The following is an 18,074-nucleotide window of genomic DNA, read 5'->3' as shown; positions in this document are numbered from 1 at the left end:
GGGCTCACGCCCCCCGACCTCCCACACCACCGTGCGTACGGTTCCGTACACGGCGGTTCAAGGTGAGCACGTCAGCCTCCGGTGCTCCTGGACGAAGCTGAGGAGTCCGAGCTGTGCGAGCCAGCCGGCGGGGAGGGCTTGGTTGAGGTGGGACGCACCGGCGTTCCACCACGGACCGTGACCGTTGTAGGACGAGACGAGCGCCCTGTCGCAGGCGATACCCCGCTTCATGAGCTCCTTGGCGCGGGTTCGTGGCCGCTTCCACTGGCGCCACACGATGCAGCGCAGCTTGCGGCGGAGCCACTGGTCCAGCTCCTCGAAGCTCGAGCGTGTCTCGACATCGCGGAGGTACCCGACCAGGCCACGGATGACCGGGCCGAGCTTCTGAATCGTCTTCGACAGGCTCTGGCCACGACCGCCGCTCAGCGTCTCGCGCAGCTTGCTCCTCATCCGAGCGAGCGCCTCGCGCGAAACCCGCAGCTTCGGCTCACGGTGAGCCGTCATCGAGTAACTCAGAAACCTCCGCACCCACGGACGGTCCACCGCGCTCTTGTCGCGATTCACCGGCAGCCGGAGACGCTTCGCGAGGAAGCGCTCCAGCGAGTCCAGCACCCGCTCGCCGGCACGCTTGGACCGCACGTACACATTGCAGTCGTCGGCGTAACGCACGAAGCGGTGCCCGCGGCGCTCCAGCTCCCGATCCAGCTCGTCGAGCAGGACGTTCGACAGGAGCGGTGAGAGGGGCCCGCCTTGCGGCGTTCCCTCCACCCGCGGCGAGGCCAAGCCGCCTTCCAGCAGCCCGGCTTCGAGGGATCGGCGGATCAGACGAAGGAGGCGCTGGTCCTCGATCCGGCGCGCCAGCCGTGCCATCAGCACGTCGTGGTTGACCCGATCGAAGAAGTCCTTCAGGTCGATATCGACCACCCATCGGTTCCCCGCCTTCACGTGCTCGCGGGCCCGAGACACGGCTTGCTGGGCGCTGCGCCCCGGACGAAAGCCGAAGCTCGCGTCCGAAAACGTCGCGTCGATGGGCGGCTGAATCACCTGAAGGATCGCCTGCTGAATCAGACGGTCGAGGACCGTCGGGATTCCCAGACGGCGCACTCCCCGGCCACCTGGCTTCGGAATCTCCACCAGGCGGACCGCGGCGGGGCGGTACCTCCCCTCGCGTAGCTCCTCGCGGATCGCGTCCCAGTGCTGCACCAGGTGCTTGCCGAGCTCTTCGACGCTCATCCCGTCGACGCCCGGCGCACCCCCGTTGCTCCTGACCCGCTGGTACGCGCGCAGCAAGTTCTCCCTGCGTAGCACCTCTTCCAGTTGCATCGGCGGCGGCTCCCCGACGGAGTCGTTCCATGCCGGGGTCACTGGCGGCACAGGGGCGGTACTTCGGACGGTTCCGCCGTCCGCCTTCCCGCTCTGCCGTGGCATCTCAGCCATCGTTTCTGCCCTTCGTCACCCGCGAATGGTCCGAGCCGGTTCGGCTCACCTCGTTCGGCCCTCGCCGCGGCTACGCCCGCGGCTTCTCGGCCTCTGCTGACACCTGGTCGCCATCGGTCCACCTCGCGGCGGCCCTAGCCTTGCGGCAGCTCCCAGGCTTCCCAGGGTAAGACGCGTGACCTTCACCCCACATACCCGTCGCGTCTACGCCGTCTCGGTCCGGATGACTTCGGGCTTCGAGTCTTCTGGCCCTCTCGCCCACCTACTCCGGCGCCTCTACGCGCTTCGTGTTCCTCGGGCCGGGGCTCTGCCTGCCGCTTCCTTCAGATCCCACCTCGCGGTGAGCACCCTTGCGGTTCGGCTCGCGGTTCCCGTCATCAAGGCCCGCAGGGGACTTCCACCCCCAGGTCACTTCCTGCTTCGGTTTCCCTCCGCAGTTATCCAGCGCCAGACGCCAGGCCCGGCGCTGCGCGCCATGCCTGGCGCACAAGAAAAAAGGGGGGCGGGCCTCGCGGCCCGCCCCCCTTGGTTTTGCGGACTCAGGGACGACTAGAAGCGGTACGCGAAGCCCGCCTCGAACAGCAGCGGCGTGACCGTGATGCTCGGGTTGCCGTCGCCACCGTCGACGTCGAACTTCGGATCGATGTAGCGCAGGCCGAAATGCAGCGCCCACGGCGTGCAGGGGCCGAAGCCGTAGTCGAGGCCGAGCTGGGCGCCGTAGCCGAGCTCGTTGGAGTAGCCGCGCTTGCGGTTGGCACCGAGCACGTTGAACGACGCGTCGTCCATCTGCATGTAGGCAGCGAACGGTCCGACGTAGAAGTCGGCCTTCGAGCCACGGATCAGGTGGAAGTTCGGTCCGAAGGTCAGCGCCTTCATCCCCATCTTGTCGCTGTCGCTGTCGGAGCCGGCGAAGCGGCTGTAGCGGAACTTCGACTCGAGCTCGCCGAAGATCAGCGCGCCCTCGAGGCCCATCAGGTCGCTGAAGCGGTACTCGGCGGAAGCGCCGATCCCCCAACCGTCGTCGACCGTCAGGCTGGAGAGCTCCTCGCTCGTCGTCCCGGCGTTGGTGCGCTGCCAGGCCGAGTTGCTGTTCGCCTTGATCGCCGCGAGGAAGCCGCGGATCGCCCAGCGGGGCTTGACGAGCACGGTCGTCGTGGTCGACGTCGCGTCGCCGATCTCGTTCTTCGCCGTCCCGGAGAAGGTGTAGCTACCCGCCTTGGCCGGCGTGAACGATCCGGTCTCGGCAGTCCAGCGGCCCGCCTCGGGGTCGCTGCAGCGCGCCGTCGTGACGACCAGCGGGTCGACGACGCCGCACTCGGCTTCGCGATCCCAGTGGCCGGTGGCCGTGTAGGTCACCGACTGACCGCGGAAGATCTCGGCCGGCTCGACCGCCAGCGTGATCGACGGCGGCGGCGGCACCGCGCGCGGCACGGAGAAGGTGGCCGTGCAGGCCTCGCCCTTCACCTGCTCGGTGCGGATCGTCTGGCCGGCGAACGAGAGGTTGCCGCAGGCGGCCGGCACCATGAAGTCGTAGACGTCGATCTTCCGGTCGGTGACCGGCGGCGGAGCGTTGACCACGAACTCGGTGTCGAAGCAGTAGCGCTTGACCCACGGCCCTTCCCAGGTGCGCGGACCGTCGGCCGAGATGATCGTCTGCTCTCCGCCCGGTCCCTTCATCACCACCGTGGCGCCCTTCGAGCTCGCCGAGGCGTCGGCCTTGAGGGTCTTGGCGGCGACGTCGCCCGAGGCGTCGAGGCGACAGATGGCGTTGGCGATCTGCACGGCCTGCGGAATCTCGACCGTCATCGCGTAGCCGGGATAGGTCTTCTTGCCGGCGTAGCAGGCCGGCATGATGAGGTCGGCCGGCTTCTTCGCCCGCTTCCGATAGGCCATCCAGTTCAGCGTGTCGCCGGACTTCAGCTCGGCGTCACGCACCTTGCCGGCGGCGACCGCTTCGGCGAGAGGGGCGGCCGTCTGGCCGAGGCCCTGCGATTCGAGCAGCGACTTGATCTCGTCGCCCTGCGCGGTCCACATCGCCTGCAACTCGGCGACGTTCTTGACCGGCGCCTTCTTGGCGAACGGGTGCTGGCCGATCCGCATGATCCGGTTCTTGGCCTTGTAGTCCTGACAAACCGGGCGTTCCGCCGCAGCGGCGCCGGCAGCCAGCGCAAGCGTCAGCGCCGCAGCCACGCCGACGGTGACTCCGGCTTTCCCTCGAATGAGTGCCATGTGAGCTCTCTCTCCTCTCTTGGGTCGATCTTCGATCGTGCCGTCCGGGGGCCCGCGGCGATACACCCGAGGCGCACCGCGTGGACACGGACGATCCGGCCTATTCACGGGTATTCTAAGGCCGTTCCACCCCGAAAGTCGCCCCTCCGGGACGACCGTTCGGAAAAAGCCCGGGAGACCCTCTCTTGAACGACCGCCCCCCCTCCGCCACCCCACCCGAGACGAAGCTCTGGGGCGGACGGTTTCGCGACAGCGTGGACCCAGAGATCCACCGGTTCACGGCTTCCCTGCCCTTCGACCGGCGGCTGGCAAGGGCCGATCTCCTGGGCTCTCTGGCCCACGCCCGCATGTTGCTCGAGCAGGGGATCGTCGATCCCCCGGCCGCCGGTCCGATCCTCGACGGCCTCGCCGGGATCCTCGCCGAGCTCGAATCCGGCCGGCTGGCCGTCGACGGGGCCGACGAAGACGTTCACAGCTGGATCGAGCGGCAGCTTGCCGAGCGGATCGGCGAGGCCGCCGGCCGCCTCCACACGGCACGAAGCCGCAACGACCAGACCGGCCTCGCCTTGCGCCTCTACACCCGCGAGCGGCTCGCCGGGCTCGTGCGACTCGCCGCGACCCTGGCCGAGGACCTCGCGGCCCGGGCCGGGGACCACCTCGAGACCTTCCTTCCCGGCTACACGCACCAGCAGCGCGGCCAACCGGTCTCGCTCTCCCACCACCTGCTCGCGCACGCCTGGAGCCTGCTCGCCGACGCCCGCCGCTTTCGCACCGCCCACGAAACCGCGGGGGTCTCGCCGCTCGGCGCCGGGGCGCTCGCCGGATCGCCGCACCCCGTCTCGCCCGCCCGCGTGGCCGAGTTGCTCGGCCTGCCCGGCGTCTTTGCCAACAGTCTCCACGCGGTGGCCGACCGCGACTACGCCGCCGAGGCGGCCTTCGCCTGCGCCCTCTGCCTCGTCCACCTGTCGCGCTGGGCGAGCGAGGTCGTGCTCTGGACTTCGAGCGAGGTGGGGTTCGCTCGGCTCTCCGATCGCGTCGCCAAGGGCAGCAGCCTGATGCCGCAGAAGAAGAACCCGGAGCCGGCCGAGATCCTGCGCGGCAAGTCGGGTCGCGTGCTCGGCGATCTGCAGGCGCTGCTCGTCGTCCTCAAAGGGTTGCCGCTCGCCTACAACAGCGATCTGCAGGAGGACAAGGAAGCGCTCTTCGACGCCCTCGACACCGCCGAGGGCTGCCTCACGGTCTCGCGACCGCTCCTCGCGGGACTGGCGTTCGACGTCACCCGGATGGGGCAGGCACTGACCGGCGGCTATCTCACCGCCACCGCGCTCGCCGACCTTCTGGTGGGGGCCGGAGTGCCGTTCCGCGAGGCCCACGGCCGCGCCGGTCGCGTGGTTCTGGCGGCCGAGGAGCGCAACTGCGAGCTCTGGGAGCTGCCGGAATCGGTGCTCGGCGAGCTCTGTCCCGAGCTGCCCGCCGGCGCCCGGGAGCGCCTCCTCCCCGAAGCGGCGGCGCGCTCGCACCGCTCCCCCGGCGGTCCGGCCCCCGAGCGGGTCGTCGAGCAGCTCGCCGCCGCACGGGAGGCGATCGCCGCCGAGCTCGCCTGGGTCGACGGACTCCCCGAGCCGCCGCTGCGCCGCGCCCTGCGCGACGGCACGATCACCGCCGACCGTCTCGCGTGACCGGCAGCGCCCACCCGTTCCCCGTCCTGCGCTGGGCCGCCCTCGGGTGGCTCGCGGTCTACTTGCCGGTCTACGCGGCGGCCTACGGTTGGCTCAACTTCCTGGTGCTCTGCAACATCGGCATCCTGCTCACCGCCCTCGGCCTGGTGACCGGCAACGGTCTCCTGCTGTCGAGCCAGGCCGTCGCGGCGCTCCTGCCCTGCACCGCCTGGGGCCTCGACGTCGGGTGGAAGGTCGCCACCGGCGACTTCCTCTTCGGCGGAGCGGCCTACATGTGGGACCCGCAGTACCCGCTCTTCGCGCGGCTGCTCTCGCTCTACCACCTGGTCTGGCCGCTGGTGCTGCTCCACGCGCTGCGGCGTCTCGGCTACGACCGCCGCGGCTACGGCCTGCAGTGCGCCATCGCCGCGCTGCTCGTCGTCGGCGGCCGATTCGTCGACCCGGCGCTCAACTGCAACTGGGCCTTCGCCGACCCGGTCTTTCGACGCAGCTTCGGGCCCCCGCTCGTCCATCTCGCGACCGTGCTCACGGCGACCCTGGCGGGCGTCTACCTCGCGACGCACCGCCTGCTCTTGCGGCTCACGCGCACCTAGCGCGATTCGCTCGCCAGCAGCGCTCGCGCCGCGCCGACCCCGGCGACCTGCCCGCTCGACCAGGCCCACTGGAAGTTGAAGCCGCCGAGGCGGCCGTCGACGTCGCAGACTTCGCCGGCCAGGTGCAGACCCGGGCAGCGGCGCGATTCGAGGCTGCGCAGCTCGAGCTCGGCGAGCGGCACGCCGCCGGCCGTCGCCTCGGCGTGGGCGTAGCCGCGGTCGCCGACCACCGGCAGCTCGAGCTCGGTGAGCCCCTTGACCAGTCGGCGACGCGCCTCGCGCGGCAACCGATAGCCGGGTGTCGCCGCCTCGACGCCAGCGAGCACGGCGAGCGCTTCGATCAGCCGTTCCGGCAGTCGATCGGGCGCGCTCGGCGTGCCGGCCCCGACGAAGCGCTGACCGAGCACGGTCCGCACCGTGCGTCCGCCGAGGTCGCGCAACTCGACCTCGAGCCGCTCGGGTTCGGCGCGCGGGGCCAGAACGGCGACCAGCCGCACTTGCGGGTCGTGGCGCGCCGCGAGGATCCAGTGACGCGAGATATCGAGCGCCGCCGGACCGGACAGACCGACGTGGGTGAACAGCAGCGACCCTTCCGCCACCGCGAGCCGTCGTCCATTCGGCGCACGCACCTCCAACCGGGCGAACGTGGCGACCCCCGAGAGGGCGCGAAACGGATGTCCCTCGGTGAGCACCAGCGGCACCAGCGCCGGGGCCGCCTCGGTCGGCCGGTGCCCGAGCTCGCGCGCGAGCCCGAACCCGGCCCCGTCCGACCCGGTCTTCGGCAGGCTGCAGCCGCCGGTGGCAAGGACCACCCGTCGCGCGCCGATCGTGCCCTGGGGCCCGGCGGCGACGAGGCCGGCCTCGCCCGCGCCGAGCGCATCGACGCGGAACGGATGGCGCAGCTCGACGCCGGCGCGGTGGCACTCGCCGAGCAGCGCCTCCAGCACGGTCTGCGCCCGGTCGGTGACCGGGAAGAGCTTGCCGTCCTCCTCGCCCTTCAGGACGACGCCCAGGCTGGCGAACCACTCGCGCGTCCGCACGGCGTCGAACTGCCGGAGCACCTTGTCGACGGCACGCGGCGAGGAGCCGGCGAAGTCGTCGCCGCGCACCACTTCGTTGGTGACGTTGCAGCGTCCGCCGCCCGAGACGAGGATCTTCGCCCCGAGCGTCCGAGCGCCGTCGACCGCCGTCACGGCGAGCTCCGGCACCGATCGCTTCGCCCAGATCGCCGCGGTCAGACCCGCGGCTCCGGCGCCGATCACCAGCAGATCGACGCGCCCCGCCCCGTCGGCCGCCACCTCAGAGCACCGAGGTGCCGGGAGCGACGATCGCGTCGACGCGGGCGAGGTCGTCGGCGGTGAGCTGGACGTCGAGCGAGCGCAGATTCCCTTCGAGCTGCTCGAGCGTGCGCGGGCCGATGATCGTCGAGGTCACCGCCCGATGCTGCAGCGTCCAGGCGAGCGCGAGCTCGGCCAGCGCCACCCCCTTCTCCACCGCCAGGGCCAGGAACCCCTCGACCGCCGTCAGGCGCGGCGCGAAGCGCGGCTCGCGCGTGTCACCCACCCAGTTGACGGCACGCGGGCTGTCCTGCGGTCGCTCGGCACCGAGCCGGTACTTGCCGGTGAGGAAGCCGCCCTCGAGCGGGCTCCACACCAGGTTGCCGATCCCGAAGCGGAGGCAGGCCGGGAAGAGCTCCGCCTCCATCGTCCGCCGCAACATGCTGTACGGCGGCTGCAGCGCGACGAAGCGCTCGTAGCCACGGCGGTCGGCGATCCACAGCGACTCGACGAGCTCCCACGCCGCGAGGCGCCGCTGGCCCGGGATCTCCTGGTGGTTGGTCGAGCAACCGAGGTAGCGCACCTTGCCCTGCCGCACCAGGTCGGTGAGCGCCGAAAGCGTCTCCTCCCAAGGGGTTTCGGGGTCCGGCCGGTGGATCTGATAGAGGTCGATGACCTCGGTGCCGAGACGCCGCAGGCTCGCCTCGCACTGCTCCTGGATCGCCTTGCGCGACAGCCCGCGCTGGTTCGGGCCGGAGCCCATCGGTCCCCAGACCTTGGTGGCCAGCACCACGTCGTCGCGCCGGCCGGCGAGCGCCTTGCCGACGATCTCCTCCGACTCGCCCTGCGAGTAGATGTTGGCGGTGTCGACGAAGTTGATCCCCGCGTCGAGCGCCCGGTGGATGATGCGGATCGACTCGGCGTGGTCCGGGTTGCCCCACTTGCCGAACATCATCGTGCCGAGGCAGAGCGGCGAGACTTTCACGCCGGTGCCGCCGAGGTTGCGGTAGTCCATGGTCGAGCCTCCGTTCGGGCGAGAGCATACCCTTCGCCACGGTGCGCCTCCCGCGCCGCCGGTTGTCAGCGCCGCGCCGCCCGGCTACCATGCCCGAGCCGCCTCGCCACGACGCGACGGCGGAGTGCCAGCCTGCGAACTGGCGGAGGAAACATGCGCGTCGTCGAATGTGTGCCGAACATCTCCGAGGGGCGCCGCCCCGAGGTTTACGAAGCCGTCGCTCGCGCCGCCGCGAGCGCACCCGGGGTGACGCTGCTCAACGTCGATCCGGGGGTCGAGACCCACCGCACCGTCGTCACCTTCGTCGGCGAGCCGGAGGCGGTTCTCGAGGGGGCCTGGCGCCTGCTCGTCGCCGCGCTCGAGCGCATCGACATGAGCGGTCACCGCGGCGCCCACCCGCGTCTGGGCGCGGTCGACGTGGTGCCGTTCGTGCCGGTGGCCGGCGTCACCATGGAGGAGTGCGCCGAGCTCGCCCGCCGCCTCGGCGAGCGCGCCGGCCGCGAGCTCGGCCTGCCGGTCTATCTCTACGAGCACGCGGCGCGCAGCGAACAGCGCCGCAACCTTGCCGACATCCGCGCCGGCGAATACGAAGGGCTGGCCCGCAAGCTCGACGACCCGCAATGGGCTCCCGACTTCGGCCCGGCGACCTTCCTGCCGGCCTGGGGCGCGACGGTCATCGGCGCCCGCAAGTTCCTCGTCGCCTACAACGTCAACCTCAACACGCTCGACAAGCGCCTCGCCAACCGCGTCGCCTTCGACATCCGCGAGAAGGGCCGCCGCAAGCTCGACGAGGCGGGCAACCCGCTGCTCGACGCCCAGGGCGAGGAGATCTGGGAGCCTGGGCTGCTCAAGGGGATCAAGGCCGTCGGCTGGACGATCCCCGAGTTCGGCTGCGCCCAGATCTCGATCAACGTCACCGACCTCGACGCCACGCCGGTCCACCACGTGTTCGACAAGTGCGTCGAACGGGCCGAGGCGCGCGGCCTGCGCGTGACCGGCTCCGAGCTCGTCGGCCTGGTGCCGCGCTCGGTGCTGCTCGACGCCGGCCGCCACTACCTCGCCCGGATGGGCCGCTCGACCGGCGTGCCCGAGAGCACGCTGGTCCATGTCGCCATGCGCACCCTCGGCCTCTCCGAGGTCAAGACCTTCGAGGCGCGCGAACGCGTCATCGAGTACCGTCTCGCCGGCCCCGAGCGGCTCGTCGGGATGACGCTCCGCGCCTTCGCCGACGAGCTGTCGAGCGAGTCGCCGGCACCCGGCGGCGGCTCGGTCTCCGCCCTCGCCGGGGCGCTCGGCGCCGGGCTCGCGGCGATGGTGGCCAACCTCTCGCACCCCAAGAAGGGGTTCGAAGACCGCCTCGCCGCGCTCGAACGGATCGCGGTGCGCGGCCAGCAGCTGAAGGACGCAATGCTCGCGGCGGTCGACGCCGACACCGACGCTTTCGACGGCCTGCTCGCCGCGATGCGCCTGCCCAAGGGCACCGAGGACGAGCGCACCCGCCGCGAAGCGGCGATGGTGCAAGCCACGGTGACCGCGATCGAGGTGCCGCTCGGCGTCCTCGAAGGCTGCCCGGAGGTGCTCGCGCTCTGCCGCGAGATCGGCGCGATCGGCCTGCAGGCGTCGCTTTCGGACGCCGGCACCGGGGCGCAGATGGCACGCGCTGCCGCCGCCGGCGCCTACCAGAACGTCTGCATCAACCTCCCCGGCCTGACCGACCGGGCGATCGCCGCCGCGCTCCTCGCGCGCGCCGACGCCGCCTGGGAGAAGGTCCGCGAGCTCCACGCGCAGGCCGAGCAGGCCACACTCGGCAAGCTGCGTGGGGCGGCGGGATGAGCGCAGCGGCCACGAGCCCGGCGTCGCAGCCGTGAACCGCTTGCGGCGAGCGGTCGGTTACGGTTTCGTCGCGGCGCTCGCGCTGCTCGCCCTCTCCTGGCTGATGGCCGGCCGGCTTCCGGGACCCGACGCGATCGACCCCGCGCTGACGCCGCCACCGCGCCAGGAAGCGACCGACCGGCGGCCGTTCACCTTCCCCTACAAGGGACGTTCCTGCCGAGTCCGGCCGGTGGCGACCTACGAGCTCACCGGCGTGGTGGTGAGCCACAACGACATCTCGAGCGTCGCCGACATCTACCATGACCGCACCTCGGTCGACACCAAGGACCTATGCGTCGTCTGGGGACCGAACCTCGCAACCGGCCAGTACCTCGAGTCGCGCTACAAGAGCGGCCCGTTCACCTGCTACGTGCAATTCCGCGAGGGGGTCCCCTTCGACCTCACCGGTCTCGGCAACAACCACCTGATCACCGACTCGCCGGCGATCCGCCGGCAGATCGCCGGCGTGCAGATCGGCGACCAGGTGCGCCTGCGCGGACTGCTCGTCGACTACCAGATGGAAGACTGGGAGGGGTTCTGGCGGCGCACCAGCACCCGTCGCGACGACTTCGACTGCGAAGTGCTGTTCGTCGAGCGGATCGACGTGCTGCACCGGGCGACTCCCGGTTGGTACGCCGCCGGCCGGCTTGCCCGGCTGCTCCTCGTGGCCCTGCCGCTCCTCTGGATCCTCCTCTACTGGCTGCAGATCCGCAGCGGCGACAGCGTCTCGGTCGGGCAGATCTGACACCGGATTCCTCCGGCTTGGCCTCTCCGGCGCGGCGACGTCGTGAATGAGGCGAGGAGGCCGACCATGACCGAGCCAGAGATCCGCGACGCGGTGCGCCGCGTCATCGCCAAGGTGACCAACATCAAGCCCGAGCAACTCGGCGACCAGACCCGCTTCCGCGAGGACCTGGCGATCGACTCGCTCTCGCTGCTCGAGATCCGCATCGAGGTCGACTACCGCTTCCAGCTCGGCCTGCCCGACGGCGACGAGCGGATGGGGGCGCTCAACTGCGTCGACGACACGGTGCGCTTCGTCCAGGAGCTGCTCGCCGAGAAGGCGGCCTGAGGCGGCATGGCGGCACGACGGCAGGATCGTGGGACGCGGATCGTCGTCACCGGCCTCGGGGCGGTGACACCGCTCGCCGCCGGCATGGCGGAGAGCTGGCGCCGGCTGCTCGCCGGCGACTCCGGGATCGGACCGGTGCGCTCCTTCGACGCCAGCCGCTTCCCGTCGCGGCTGGGCGCCGAGGTCCACGGCTTCGAGCCGGCGCTCTCCCTGCGTCGCCACAGGCCCGACGAGCTCGGTCGCGCCTCGCAGCTCGCGGTCGCGGCGGCGCGTGAGGCAGTGGCCGACGCCGGGCTCGCCGCCGCCGACCTGCCGTTCGAGCGCGTCGGCGTCGCCATGGGCACCACCTCGGGCGAGCCGCGCGAGGTCGAGGAGCTCGACGACCTCTGGCTCGCCGGCGCGCTGGCGGAGCTCGGACCGGGCTTCCTCCGTCGCTATCCCTGTCACGCCATCGCCTCGGCGGTCGCCGCCGAGCTCGGCGCCGGCGGGCCGGTGGTCCTCCTGCCGACCGCCTGCGCCGCCGGCAACTACGCCATCGCCTGGGCCTTCGACGCCCTGCGTCGCGGTCGCGCCGAGCTGATGGTCGCCGGCGGAGCGGATGCCTTCTCGCGGATCACCTACACCGGCTTCGCCCGCCTCGGCGCCATCGCCCCCGAGCGTTGCCAGCCGTTCGACAAGAACCGCAAGGGGATGGTGCCGGGGGAGGGCGCCGCGGCCCTGGTGCTCGAGACCCTGGCCCACGCCGAAGCACGCGGCGCCCGCGTCCTCGCCGAGGTCGCCGGCTACGGCCTCTCCTGCGACGCCCACCACATGACCGCCTCGCATCCCGAAGGGGACGGGCCGGCGCGCGCGATGGAAGCGGCGCTTGCGGCGAGCGGGCTCGACGCCGCACGGATCGGCTACGTCAGCGCCCACGGAACCGGCACGCCGACCAACGACAAGCTCGAGACGCTCGCCGTCCAGCGTGTCTTCGGCGAGCGCGCCCGGCGCGTCCCGGTCTCGTCGATCAAGTCGATGATCGGTCACACGATGGGCGCGGCGTCCGCCATCGAGGCGGCGGTCTGCTGTCTCGCCGTCGCCGAAGGGCGGATCCCGCCGACGATCAATCACGAGGAGCCCGACCCGGCGTGCGACCTCGACGTGGTGCCGAACCGCATGCGCGAGGCCCCGGTCGAGGCGGCGATGAACAACGCCTACGCCTTCGGCGGCAACAACGCGACGGTGATCTTCCGGCGGGTGGACGCATGAGCCGCATCGCCGTCAGTGCCGCGGGGATCGTCTGCTCGCTCGGCGAGGATCTCGGCGCGGTCGCATCCGCCCTCGCCGCCGGCGCCTCCGGCATCGCTCCGCTCGCCGGCGAGCTCTCCGAAGGACTGCGCGACCCGCACGCCGCCGAGGCCCGCGACTACGATCCTGCCCGGACGCTCGGCGACCGCAACCTCCGGCCGCTCGACCGCACCGCTCGCCTCGCGGCGAGCGCCGCGTCGCTCGCGCTCGCCGCAGCCGGCCCGGAGGCGCTCGCCGGCGGCGAGGTCGGGCTGGCGCTCGGCACGCTCTTCGGGAGCCTGCGCACGATCGCCGAGTTCGACCGTCGCGCCCTGCAGATGGGCGCCAACTACGCGAGCCCGCTCGACTTCGCCAACAGCGTGATCAACGCCGCCGCCGGCCAGGCGGCGATCTGGCACGGGCTGCGCGGCGTCAACGCCACGGTCGGCGGCGGCCCGGTCGCCGGCCTGCTCGCCTTCGGCTACGCGACCGACCAACTGCGCGACCGGGCGAATGCCGGCGGACCCGTGGCCATGCTCGCCGGCGGCGCCGAGGAGATCTGCCGCGAAGCGCTGCTCGGCTTCGAGCGACTCGGCGTGACGGCGGGCAGCGACGGCCGCGCCCCGCAGCCGCTGCCGCTCGGCGCCCGGCGCAACGGCTTTCGCCTCGGTGAAGGGGCGGCGCTCGCCCTCCTCGAACCGTTCGAGCGCGCCGCCGCTCGCGGCGTCCGCCCGCTCGGCGAGGTGCTCGGTCACGGCGAGGCGTTCGACCCCTCGCGCGGTGCCGACCCGGCCGCGAGCGCCGCGGCGCTGGCGCGGGCGATCCGCCAGGCGCTCGCCGACGCGGCGCTCGACCCGGCGGCGATCGATCTCCTGGCGCTCGGCGCGAGCGGCTCGCCGGCGCGCGACCGGGCCGAGGTTGAAGGGCTGGCGCTCGTCTTCGGCCGCGAACGGCTGGCGGCCTTGCCGGCCCTCGCGATCGCCGGTCCGCTCGGCGAATGCCTCGGGGCGGGGGGCGCGCTGTCGACGCTTCTCGCGCTCGAATGCCTGCGCACTGGCCGCCTGCCGGGCCTCGCCGGGTTCGCCGAGCTCGATCGCTCGCTGCCGCTGCCGTCGCTCGCGGCGGCCACCCGCCCGCTTTCCGGGCGCGTCGCGCTGGCGACGGCGGTCGCGCTCGACGGCCCCGTGGCGGCACTGCTCGTCGCCACGCCGGAGACGGCGTGAGCGGGGGCGACGAGCCGCTCCGGCCGGGCGCCATGGCGCTCGTCCCGCGATTCGCCAACGGCGGCTACGCGCGCTCCGACATCGAGGCCCGGCGGGCCTGGCTCGAGGCGCAGTGCGCCGTCGCGATGCCGCTCGCCGGCAGCTTCGACTTCGACAGCGAGGCGATGCGCGGCAACATCGAGAGCCCCATCGGCGTCGCCCAGGTGCCGCTCGGCGTGGCCGGCCCGCTCCTCGTGCACGGCGAGCACGCCGAGGGCACCTTCTACGTTCCCTTCGCCACCACCGAAGGGGCGATCGTCCGCTCCTACGAGCGCGGCATGGTGGCGCTCACCCGCAGCGGCGGCGTGACGGCGCGGGTCGAGCGCGACGAGAACTTCGTCGCGCCGCTCTTCGTGCTGCCGGACCTCGCGGCTGCCGCCGCGTTCGCCCGCGCCGTCGAGGCGCTCGAGCCGGAGCTGCGGATCGCCGCCGGGGCGACCACCCGGCACGGCCGGTTGCTCGGCGTCGCCACCCGCCTGCTCGGCCGGCGCGTCCTCGTCGAGCTGCGCTATGCGACCGGCGACGCCCACGGGATGAACATGATCGTCCGCGCCTCGGAGGCCGCCTGCCGGCTCGTCGAGGCGCGTCTCGGCGTCGCGCCGCAGATGCTCGAGTCGGGCTTCAGCTCGGAGAAGCGCCCGAGCGGACGGCTCCTCGCCGGCGGCAAGGGCAAGCGCGTGGTCGCAGGCGCCCGTGTCGAGCGCCGCTGGGTGCAGGCGATCCTCCACACGACCCCCGAGGCGCTCGCCTCGTTGATGCACGCGAGCCACGTCGCGCACCTCGAGGCCGGCGCGCTCGGCGCCAACGCGCAGGCCGCCAACGCCCTCGCGGCGCTGGCCATCGCCTGCGGCCAGGACGTCGCCAACCTCGCCAACGCCGCGGTGGCGATCACCCAGCTCGAGGTGACCGGCGAGGGCGACCTCTACGCCAGCGTGACGCTGCCGTCGCTCGTCGTCGCCACGGTGGGCGGCGGCACGGGCCTCGGCACCGGGCGCGAATGCCTCGCGCTGCTCGGCTGCGCCGGACCCGACAAGGCGCGCAAGCTCGCCGAGATCGTCGCCGCCACGGTGCTCGCCGGCGAGATTTCGATGAGCGCGGCGCTTGCCAGCGGCGAGTTCGCCGCGGCCCACGAGACCTACGGCAGGAACCGCCCGGAGGCGCCGAGCCCGTCGCCCTCCGGGTCGCGAGGCTGAGCCGCGGTGGCCCGCGCTTTCGCCGGGCTCCGCCGCTCGGGGCCTCGTTCGCGCTACGACGCCGTCGTCGTCGGCTCGGGGATCGGCGGCCTCGTCGCCGCGAACCTGCTCGCCGAGGCGGGCCGTTCGGTGCTGCTCGTCGAGCAGCACTACATGACCGGCGGCTACTGTTCGACCTTCCGGCGCGGCGGCTACACCTTCGACGCGGCGACCCACTTCTATCCGCTGCTCGGCAACCCGGCGACGCTCACCGGGCGCCTCCTGGCGCGGCTCGGCTGCACGACGCAGTGGGTGAAGATGGACCCGGTCGACACCTTCCACTTCCCCGACGGCAGCCGCTTCGACGTGCCGGCCGATCTCGAGAGCTACCTGCGCGAGGTGAAGGCCGCGTTCCCGCACGAAGCGACGGCGATCGACCGCTTCTTCGCCACCGCCAAGGAGGCCTACCTCTACGGCCTCGCCCACTTCTTCCGCGGCCTGCCCGCCGAACGACTCGGCGAGCGTCTCGGCTGGACGCTCGCCGACGCGCTCGCCGCCCACTTCGGCGATCGCAAGCTCCGCCTCCTGCTCGCCGCCGACTGCGCGCACTGGGGCTCGCCGCCCTCGCGCACCTCGTTCGTTTTCGACTCGATGCTGCGCTTCTCCTACTTCCTCGGCAACTACTACCCGGTCGGCGGCTCGCAGGCCTTTCCCGACGAGCTCGCCCGCTGTCTCGAGGCGCGCGGCGGCGACATCCTGATGAGCACGTGCTGCACCGGCATCGTCGTCGCGGACGGCCGCGCCTGCGGGGTCGAGCTCGAGACGACGCGCGGCCCGCTCACCGGCCGTCATCGGGTCGCTGCCGACGCGGTGGTCTGCAACGCCGATCTCCGCCAGACGATCGAGCGACTGCTTCCCGCCGGGGCGGTGCCCGCCGCGCTCGCCGAGCAGGTGCGCGCGATGCGGCTGAGCTTCCCGTGCTTCCTCTCGCACCTCGGCATGCGCGACGTGGCGCCGGAGGAGCTCGCGGCGATCCAGGGCTACTACTGGGACGACTGGGACGCCGACCGCGTTGGCGAAGACGGCCTGCGCTGCAAGATCTTCGCGCCGACGCTCTACGAGCCGGCGATGGCCCCGCCAGGCGGCCAGGTGGTGATCCTGCAGAAGGTGCTGGCGATGGACGCCGCGCGCGTCGACGACTGGCTCGCCCACAAGCACGAGGTCGAGGAGCGCCTCCTCTCCCATCTCGAACGCGTCCTGCCCGACGCGCGCCGCCGCATCGTCACCCGCTCGAGCGCCACCGCGCGTACCTCCGAGCGCTTCACCTGGAACAGCGGCGGCGCCATGCTCGGCTGGGAGATGTCCCCCGACCAACTCGGCGAAGCCCGCCCCGCGGTCGAAGGCCCCCTCCCCGGCCTCTGGCTCGTCGGCCACTGGACCCGCCCCGGCGGCGGCATCACCCCCGTCATCGTCTCCGCCACCCACACGGCGGAGAGGATTCTGGGGGAGGGGTGACGTGTCGACGAGACCGCCCGCTCTCGTGGTCCAGAATCAGCTCGCGTACGACAACGGCAAGTCGTCGGATCTTCGCTTGAGGCCCCGGACTCTGGTCTGAAATGGATCGGAAAAGGGGAACGGCTCACTTCAGCAAACCCGAAGAGCTGGAAGCCGCAGTGAGTTGAGGCTACTCCTTTCGCCTGTAGACCCAAGCCTGGAGTAGTTCGGAACGTAAGTCTCGGCCGCGCTCAAGATACCTAGGGGAGACCTCGACCTCCTGATTCGGAAAGCTCGCAAGGACCTCGCCTTCCAAGTCGGAGCAGGTCTCCCAGTCTTCATTGACGATTGCTCGGTCGTAGATACACCTAGCAGTGATGCGCCGCCCTTCCCAGCCCACCGTCACTGCTCGGAGAGAGGGTGTCACCATGCCAAGTAGCGCTACTTGAAAGGTAAGCAGCACCCTACTTCGGAACTCGGTTGGAAGTTCGCTCATCGATCTAAGGCCTCACCGGAACAATGTGGATCGTCCCATCCGCTGCGTAGATAATCAATCCGTTCGACGTCGGCGTAGCTACACCGTTCTCGATGAAGATGCCGATAGTTTCACCGAAATCCACTCGCTCCTTGAAGCCGGCCTGTCCTCTCGGCACGTTGTTCGCTGGCAGGCCTGTACCTGCTCTTGCCGCTAGCGCTTCTGGGTCAGCCGTGAGGATGCTCCGCCCCTCAATGAAGTTGTTGTGGCCGAGAATGTGCTTACCTTGCTTCCCCATGTTTACCATCGGTGCAGCGGATGGCGACACAAGCTCAACCAATGCCATCTCCGTCAAGCCCACAACGATCTGAATGAGCAGGAGGCTCCTAAAACCACCGATCGTCGTCGTACTCCCAGGGCCAATCGGGACGTCGCTCGGCGTCGGACTGATGCTGTCGAGCCAGTCTCCGAACCGCCTTCCCAGCGTCGGGGTACACGATCGAATGTTGTCGCCGGCGGGCAACGGGCCCCCGAGGCGTACTCCGTCGACAACTCGATCCTCGTAGCAGTCTGCTAGGCCAAACTGGTCAATGCTGTTGATGGGGTCCCCAGAAACATAGCCGTAGAGGCTGCTATCACCTCCCGCAAAGCCGATCGGGTCCTTGGAGGTCCACCTCCCCACCTCCGGGTCGTAGTCCCGCGCACCGAAGCGTGTCAGTCCGGTCTGCGGGTCGTACAGGCCGCCGGCGAAGCCGAAGGGTTGGAATCCCGGGTTCGAGTCGTACGTGATCCGACCGAAGGCGTCGTAGTCGATCTGCTGGACGAGCGCGCCCGTCGTCGCTTCGATCACCAACCGCACCGAGCCGAGATGGTCGGCGAACAGGCGGTACGAGGTGCCGTCTCGCAGCACGTAGTCCGGCACGTTCCCCTTCGTCGCGTACACGAAGGTCGCCGTCACCTGCCCCAGCGCGTCGACCTCCGCCACCGGCGCCAGGCCGCCCGCGTACAGCCAGCCCTTCGTCAGCACGCCGTTGACCCGCTTGCCGATCCGCCGGCCGTCCGCGTCGACGACGTAGCTGATCGCGATCCCGTTCGGCAGGTCGACACCCACCAGCGCGCCCCGCACGTCGTAGCTGTAGACCGTCGTCTTCGTGTCGCTGGCGGCGTGTGCTCACGATCCTCGAAATTCGCGCCAGCGTCCAAATCCTCGACGAGAAACCGAAAAGCTGAG

General features: G+C 71.3%; 14 protein-coding genes. 9 read left to right on the top strand and 5 right to left on the bottom strand.

What is annotated here, in order from left to right:
• Positions 1–57: 57 nt before the first annotated feature.
• Positions 58–1,437, bottom strand: coding sequence for a group II intron reverse transcriptase/maturase (gene ltrA, locus IPJ17_12215; GenBank protein QQR72287.1), 1,380 nt, complete (start codon positions 1,435–1,437; stop codon positions 58–60).
• 549 nt (positions 1,438–1,986) lie between these two features.
• Positions 1,987–3,666, bottom strand: a complete 1,680-nt coding sequence (locus IPJ17_12210; protein ID QQR72286.1) for an outer membrane beta-barrel protein — start codon at positions 3,664–3,666, stop codon at positions 1,987–1,989.
• A 185-nt stretch (positions 3,667–3,851) separates the two neighbouring features.
• Here IPJ17_12210 and argH point away from each other — a divergent pair, with 185 nt between their 5' ends.
• Positions 3,852–5,345, top strand: a complete 1,494-nt coding sequence (gene argH / locus IPJ17_12205; protein QQR72285.1) for an argininosuccinate lyase — start codon at positions 3,852–3,854, stop codon at positions 5,343–5,345.
• Positions 5,342–5,938, top strand: coding sequence for a hypothetical protein (locus IPJ17_12200; protein ID QQR72284.1), 597 nt, complete (start codon positions 5,342–5,344; stop codon positions 5,936–5,938). The genes argH and IPJ17_12200 overlap by 4 nt, the downstream gene beginning before the upstream one ends.
• Here IPJ17_12200 and IPJ17_12195 read toward each other — a convergent pair.
• Both IPJ17_12195 and IPJ17_12190 read right to left on the bottom strand, forming a co-directional pair.
• A complete protein-coding gene (locus tag IPJ17_12195) occupies positions 5,935–7,236 on the bottom strand; it encodes an aminoacetone oxidase family FAD-binding enzyme (GenBank protein ID QQR72283.1) in 1,302 nt (433 codons plus the stop codon). The genes IPJ17_12200 and IPJ17_12195 overlap by 4 nt on opposite strands.
• Before the next feature lies 1 nt (position 7,237).
• Positions 7,238–8,230: an aldo/keto reductase gene (locus IPJ17_12190; protein ID QQR72282.1), complete on the bottom strand. Its 993-nt coding sequence runs from the start codon at positions 8,228–8,230 to the stop codon at positions 7,238–7,240.
• Positions 8,231–8,383: 153 nt separating this feature from the next.
• On the opposite strand from IPJ17_12190, the gene ftcD reads away from it, so the two are divergent.
• The 7 genes from ftcD to IPJ17_12155 all read left to right on the top strand — a co-directional run bounded on the left by ftcD (position 8,384) and on the right by IPJ17_12155 (position 16,389).
• Positions 8,384–10,063, top strand: a complete 1,680-nt coding sequence (ftcD, locus tag IPJ17_12185; GenBank protein ID QQR72281.1) for a glutamate formimidoyltransferase — start codon at positions 8,384–8,386, stop codon at positions 10,061–10,063.
• Between the two features lie 31 nt (positions 10,064–10,094).
• On the top strand, positions 10,095–10,847 hold the full coding sequence (locus IPJ17_12180) for a hypothetical protein (protein ID QQR72280.1): 753 nt from the start codon (positions 10,095–10,097) through the stop codon (positions 10,845–10,847).
• Positions 10,848–10,913: 66 nt separating this feature from the next.
• A complete protein-coding gene (locus tag IPJ17_12175) occupies positions 10,914–11,174 on the top strand; it encodes an acyl carrier protein (protein QQR72279.1) in 261 nt (86 codons plus the stop codon).
• Positions 11,175–11,180: 6 nt separating this feature from the next.
• Positions 11,181–12,422, top strand: coding sequence for a beta-ketoacyl-[acyl-carrier-protein] synthase family protein (locus tag IPJ17_12170; protein QQR72278.1), 1,242 nt, complete (start codon positions 11,181–11,183; stop codon positions 12,420–12,422).
• Entirely contained in the window at positions 12,419–13,663 is a 1,245-nt protein-coding gene (locus tag IPJ17_12165) for a hypothetical protein (protein QQR72277.1), read from the top strand. The genes IPJ17_12170 and IPJ17_12165 overlap by 4 nt, the downstream gene beginning before the upstream one ends.
• Positions 13,660–14,895: a hydroxymethylglutaryl-CoA reductase gene (locus IPJ17_12160; GenBank protein ID QQR72276.1), complete on the top strand. Its 1,236-nt coding sequence runs from the start codon at positions 13,660–13,662 to the stop codon at positions 14,893–14,895. Before IPJ17_12165 ends, IPJ17_12160 begins: the two co-directional genes overlap by 4 nt.
• Before the next feature lie 6 nt (positions 14,896–14,901).
• A complete protein-coding gene (locus IPJ17_12155) occupies positions 14,902–16,389 on the top strand; it encodes an NAD(P)/FAD-dependent oxidoreductase (protein QQR72275.1) in 1,488 nt (495 codons plus the stop codon).
• A gap of 479 nt (positions 16,390–16,868) precedes the next feature.
• On the opposite strand, the gene IPJ17_12150 is transcribed toward IPJ17_12155, so the two are convergent.
• Positions 16,869–17,954 (bottom strand): hypothetical protein, encoded by a 1,086-nt coding sequence (locus tag IPJ17_12150; GenBank protein ID QQR72274.1) that lies wholly within the window; start codon positions 17,952–17,954, stop codon positions 16,869–16,871.
• Positions 17,955–18,074: the final 120 nt, after the last annotated feature.

It is taken from the genome of Holophagales bacterium (genome assembly GCA_016699405.1).
Classification (GTDB): domain Bacteria; phylum Acidobacteriota; class Thermoanaerobaculia; order Multivoradales; family JAGPDF01; genus JAAYLR01.
Note: the sequence above shows the minus strand (reverse complement) of the source record. Positions and strands in the feature narration are given on the sequence as shown.

Bases quoted from the DNA above. Each gene is read 5' to 3' on its own strand.
- ltrA (QQR72287.1), bottom strand. From the start codon at position 1,437: ATGGCTGAGATGCCACGGCAGAGCGGGAAGGCGGACGGCGGAACCGTC.
- IPJ17_12210 (QQR72286.1), bottom strand. From the start codon at position 3,666: ATGGCACTCATTCGAGGGAAAGCCGGAGTCACCGTCGGCGTGGCTGCG.
- IPJ17_12190 (QQR72282.1), bottom strand. From the start codon at position 8,230: ATGGACTACCGCAACCTCGGCGGCACCGGCGTGAAAGTCTCGCCGCTC.
- ftcD (QQR72281.1), top strand. From the start codon at position 8,384: ATGCGCGTCGTCGAATGTGTGCCGAACATCTCCGAGGGGCGCCGCCCC.
- IPJ17_12175 (QQR72279.1), top strand. From the start codon at position 10,914: ATGACCGAGCCAGAGATCCGCGACGCGGTGCGCCGCGTCATCGCCAAG.
- IPJ17_12170 (QQR72278.1), top strand. From the start codon at position 11,181: ATGGCGGCACGACGGCAGGATCGTGGGACGCGGATCGTCGTCACCGGC.
- IPJ17_12165 (QQR72277.1), top strand. From the start codon at position 12,419: ATGAGCCGCATCGCCGTCAGTGCCGCGGGGATCGTCTGCTCGCTCGGC.